Below are 4,609 nucleotides of genomic sequence, written 5' to 3' on the forward strand. Positions count from 1 at the left end.
GACGTTGGTCAGGTCGAGGACGCGGATACCGGAAAGCAATTCTGTCATGGCGTCATGGATCGATCAGGCATCGCCGGGCACATGCTCCGGTCCGCGCCGACGCCGATGCTCGATGAAGGCCCAGATATGCGGGCCGGCGAGGCCGATGAAGGCGAGCGTCAGCAGCGTCAGCGACAGCTTGTGGGTGTAAAACACCGACCAGTCGCCATTCGAGATGGTCATCGCCCGGCGGAACTGGGTTTCGGCGAGCGGTCCAAGGATCATGCCGATAATGACGGGCGCGGTCGGGAAATCGAAGCGCCGCATCAGGAAGCCGGCGGCCCCCAGGAGATAGAGGATGACGAGGTCGATGGGCGATTGCGAAATGCCATAGGTGCCGACCGTGGCGAACACCAGGATGCCGGCATAAAGCTGCGGCGCCGGGATTTTCAGCAACCGCACCCACAGCCCGATCAGCGGCAGGTTGAGGACGACGAGGATGACGTTGGCGATGAACAGGCTGGCGATCAGCCCCCAGACGAGGTCGCCCTGGGTCGTGAGAAGCAGCGGCCCGGGATTGATGCCGTAGCTCTGGAAGGCCGACAGCATGATCGCCGCCGTCGCCGAAGTCGGCAGGCCGAGCGTCAGCATCGGCACCAGCACGCCGGCGGCGGAGGCATTGTTGGCAGCCTCGGGGCCGGCAACGCCTTCGATGGCGCCGACGGTGCCGAACTCCTCCTTGTGCTTCGACAGCTTCTTTTCGATGGCATAGGACAGGAAGGTCGGGATTTCGGCGCCGCCGGCCGGCATGGCGCCGATCGGGAAGCCGATCGCAGCGCCGCGCAGCCAGGGTTTCCACGAACGCCCCCACTCGGCCGCCGTCATGTAGAGCGAGCCCTTCAGCGGCACGATCTCGTCCTTGCCGGCATAGCGGCGCGAGGCCATGTAGAGCGTCTCGCCGACGGCAAACAGGCCGACCGCGGCAATGATGACATCGACGCCATCAAGCAGTTCGTTCGTGCCGAAGGTGAAGCGCGGCTGGCCGGTCTGCAGGTCGACGCCGATCATGCCGATGACGAAGCCGGCGAACAGGCTGGTCAGGCCGCGTACGGAAGACGAGCCGAGCACCGCCGAAACGGTGATGAAGGCCAGCACCATCAAAGAGAAATATTCGGCCGGACCAAAGGCCAATGCGAACTTGACCACCACCGGCGCCAGGAAAGCGACGCCCATCGTGCCGATCGTGCCGGCGACGAACGAGCCTATCGCCGAAGTGGCGAGTGCCGCGCCGCCGCGCCCGGAACGCGCCATCCTGTTGCCTTCCAACGCAGTGACGATGGTGGCGCTTTCGCCGGGCGTGTTGAGCAGGATCGACGTCGTCGAACCACCATACATGGCGCCGTAGTAGATGCCGGCGAACAGGATGAAGGATGCCTCCGGCGCCACCTGATAGGTGATCGGCAAAAGCAGCGCGATGGTCAGCGCCGGCCCAAGACCGGGCAGCACGCCGATGGCGGTACCGAGTGTGGTGCCAAGCAGGCACCACAGAAGGTTGACCGGGGTGAAGGCAACCGAGAAGCCATGTGCGAGATGTCCGAGCGTTTCCATGGCGTCAGCCCCTCAACATGGTGATGAACGCATCGATGACCGTGTTCAGCTGGTTCTCGATGAAACCGGCACCGATGTTGACGCCAAGCGCCCTGGCGAAGCCGAAATAGGCGGCCAGCGCCAGGATCAGGCCGAGCACTGCGTCACGCAGCGTGCGCTTGCTGCCGAAGCCGTAGCAGACCAGAACGAACATGATGACGGATGCCGCCGTGAAGCCGAGCGGCCGGATGAGCAGCAGATTGGCGATCAGGCCGATGACGACGAAGCCCATCGCCTTCCAGTCGGTCGGCGTCTCCTTTTCCTCCTCCGGCTGCCAGCCGCCGCGAAGCGCGGCAAGGATGAGCAACAGCGAAAGAACCACCAGGCCGAACATGGTGAGGTAGGGAAAGACGGTCGGGCCGACCTTGGAGTAGAGCGGCGACACCGGGATTGCCAGCGTCTGCCAGGCGACGGCGCCGGCGCAGGCCAGGAGCCCGATGCCTATCAACAATTCCGGCACGGCAAGGCGCCACGGCGCCGCCTGCTGGTCGCTGGTGCTCATCGGTATCCTCCCAAGATGGCCGGCATCCTCCAGCCGGCCGCATCCGCAGTTTCGCCGCATCATATGTCCATGCGGCAGGCGAGATGGGAAGGGGGCGGCACTCTAACCGCCCCCTGAAGACATCAGGCGAGGCCGAGATCCTTGAGGATCGCGGTGATGCGGGCCGTGTCCTCGGTGAGGAATTTTGCGTAGTCGTCGCCAGTCAAAAGGATGGGCGTCCAGTTGCGGTTTTTGCATTCGGTTGCCCATGCATCGCTCTTGGCCATGGTCTCGATCATTGTGACCATCGCCGCCTTGTCGGCGTCGGAAACGCCGGGCGGTGCGAAGACGCCGCGCCAGTTGAACAGTTCGACATCGATGCCGGCTTCCTTCATCGTCGGTGCGTCGATGCCGTCCTGACGCTTGTCAGCCGAGATGGCGAGCAGCCGCAGCGCGCCCGCCTTGACCTGCTCGGAGAACTCGCCAAAGCCGGAGATGCCGGCCGCGACCTGGTTGCCGAGCAGCGCCGACAACGCCTCACCGCCGCCGGCGAACGGCACGTAGGACAGGTTTGTCGCCGGCACGCCGACCGTCTTGGCAATCAAGCCGAACAAGATGTGATCCGAGCCGCCGGCGGAGCCGCCGGCGACGGGAACCTTTGTCGGATCGGCCTTGAGCGCGGCGACGAAATCAGCGGCCGTCTTGAACGGTGACTCCGCCGGCACGACCAGGGCCTCGAACTCGCCGGTGAGGCGGGCGATCGGGGTGACTTGCGTCAGATTGTTCGCGGCCTTGTTGGCAATGATGGCGCCGACCATGACCATGCCGGCAACCATCAGGGAATTGCCTTTGCCGTTCCACTGGCTGATGAATTGCGGCAGCCCGACAGTGCCGCCGGCGCCGCCGACATTGGTGATCTGCGAACCCGAGATCAGCTTTTCACTGCGCAGCACCTGGTCGATCGTGCGCGCCGTCTGGTCCCAGCCGCCACCCGGTGCGGCAGGCACGAAGAGCTGTATCTGGGGCGCGCCTTCGGCGTAAGCGGGAGAAAGATGCGACGTCATCAGCCCGGCACCCACGGCTGCGGTGCTCATCAAAAATCTGCGTCTGTTCAGCATGGGGATTCCTCCAAATCACGACACCTCCTCCGGTGCCCGCCAAAACGCGCCTGCATCCAGACCCGTCATCGATTTCAAGCAGATGTTACGGAGTTCTGTCAACGGAAACGATATTCTACTGGACAGAACGATTTGGCGGCGCGACAGAGTCGCGTCGCTCGGCTTTCTTCAAACTGGAACCACCATGGACTCGCCAAGCAAATCGGCAGATGGGGAAATAGATCGCACCTCGGCGGACGGTGTTGCCGCGCTTGATCGGGCCATTGCCATCCTCGATGCCTTCACCACGGATGACCGGTCGCTCAGCCTGGCCGAAATCGCGGCGCGCACCGGCCTCTACAAGAGCACCATCCTGCGGCTTGCGAATTCCCTCATGCGCGGACGATTGCTCGAGCGCCTCGACAATGGACGCTACCGCGTCGGACCCGCGACCTTTCGGCTCGGTGCGCTCTACCAGCGTTCGGTCGTGGCGGTCGATATCCTGCTGCCGATCATGCGCGATCTTTCCGAGCGAAGCTGGGAGAGCGTTGCCTTCTATGTTCGCTCGGGCGATGTCCGCACCTGTCTTTACCGCGTCGAATCCAAGCACCCGATCCGCTACACGATACGCGAAGGCGACGTATTGCCTTTGCTGCTCGGCTCGGGAGGCCGCGTGCTCGCAGCGTTTTCGGGCCAGCAGGGCGAACCGTACGAGACCATCCGCGAGACCTGCAACTGCCTCGCCGTGGGCGACCGGGACCCTGAGACGGGGGGCGTGTCGGCGCCGGTGTTCGGCCCGGGAGGCGTCCTGCTCGGCGCCTTGACCCTGGCTGGACCCAGCACGCGCGTCGACGCGGCATTTCTGCAGCGCATGAAGCGTCCGCTGCTCGAGGCGGCGGCCCGCGCCACCCGCGCCTTCGGCGAGGACGCCTCCATGCTCGAGCGGGCAAGCCTGGCAGCGGACGCCATGCCGTAGAACACGTCCTCGTTGGAAGCCCCGCTCAAGTCAATTTGACCAGGCCACAGCGGTTCTTGGCGCGGCCCGCCTCGTCATCATTGCTGGCGACAGGCGCCATCATGCCGGCGCCGGCAGCTGTCAGCCCGCGGCTCAGGTCACCGCGCCAGCAGGATGGTCGGAGTGTCGTGATAGGTGGTCTTCACCACTTCCCGGTAACCGCACTTCGCAGCCACCCTCAGCGACGCGCCGTTTTCCGGATCGATGATACAGACGGTCTTCTCGCGCCCGAAAATCTCTTCGCTCCACGCCAGGATGCGGCCACCCACCGCGGTGGCGAAGCCCGCCCCGTGCACGGCCGGAACCAGCGCCCACCCGGCCTCGGGAATGCCTTCGATCGATGGTTCCATGTCGCGCTTCAGGTCGTGAAACCCGGCCTCGCCGATGAAG

5 protein-coding genes are annotated in these 4,609 nt (G+C 64.7%); 1 reads left to right on the forward strand and 4 read right to left on the reverse strand.

What is annotated here, in order from left to right:
* Window positions 1-63: 63 nt before the first annotated feature.
* From EN939_RS21710 to EN939_RS21720, 3 genes are all read right to left on the reverse strand, one after another.
* Window positions 64-1,587: a tripartite tricarboxylate transporter permease gene (locus tag EN939_RS21710; RefSeq protein WP_127269607.1), complete on the reverse strand. Its 1,524-nt coding sequence runs from the start codon at window positions 1,585-1,587 to the stop codon at window positions 64-66.
* 4 nt (window positions 1,588-1,591) lie between these two features.
* A complete protein-coding gene (locus EN939_RS21715) occupies window positions 1,592-2,128 on the reverse strand; it encodes a tripartite tricarboxylate transporter TctB family protein (protein ID WP_027037688.1) in 537 nt (178 codons plus the stop codon).
* A 122-nt stretch (window positions 2,129-2,250) separates the two neighbouring features.
* A complete protein-coding gene (locus EN939_RS21720) occupies window positions 2,251-3,225 on the reverse strand; it encodes a Bug family tripartite tricarboxylate transporter substrate binding protein (protein WP_127269608.1) in 975 nt (324 codons plus the stop codon).
* Between EN939_RS21720 and EN939_RS21725 the strand changes: the two genes are divergently transcribed.
* Entirely contained in the window at window positions 3,194-4,180 is a 987-nt protein-coding gene (locus EN939_RS21725; protein ID WP_245473134.1) for an IclR family transcriptional regulator, read from the forward strand. The genes EN939_RS21720 and EN939_RS21725 overlap by 32 nt on opposite strands.
* Before the next feature lie 137 nt (window positions 4,181-4,317).
* On the opposite strand, the gene EN939_RS21730 is transcribed toward EN939_RS21725, so the two are convergent.
* Window positions 4,318-4,609: GNAT family N-acetyltransferase (locus tag EN939_RS21730; RefSeq protein ID WP_164751132.1), on the reverse strand; the 292-nt coding region annotated here is incomplete at its 5' end.

The organism is Mesorhizobium sp. M7A.F.Ca.CA.002.05.1.1, from assembly GCF_003998335.1.
GTDB lineage: Bacteria > Pseudomonadota > Alphaproteobacteria > Rhizobiales > Rhizobiaceae > Mesorhizobium.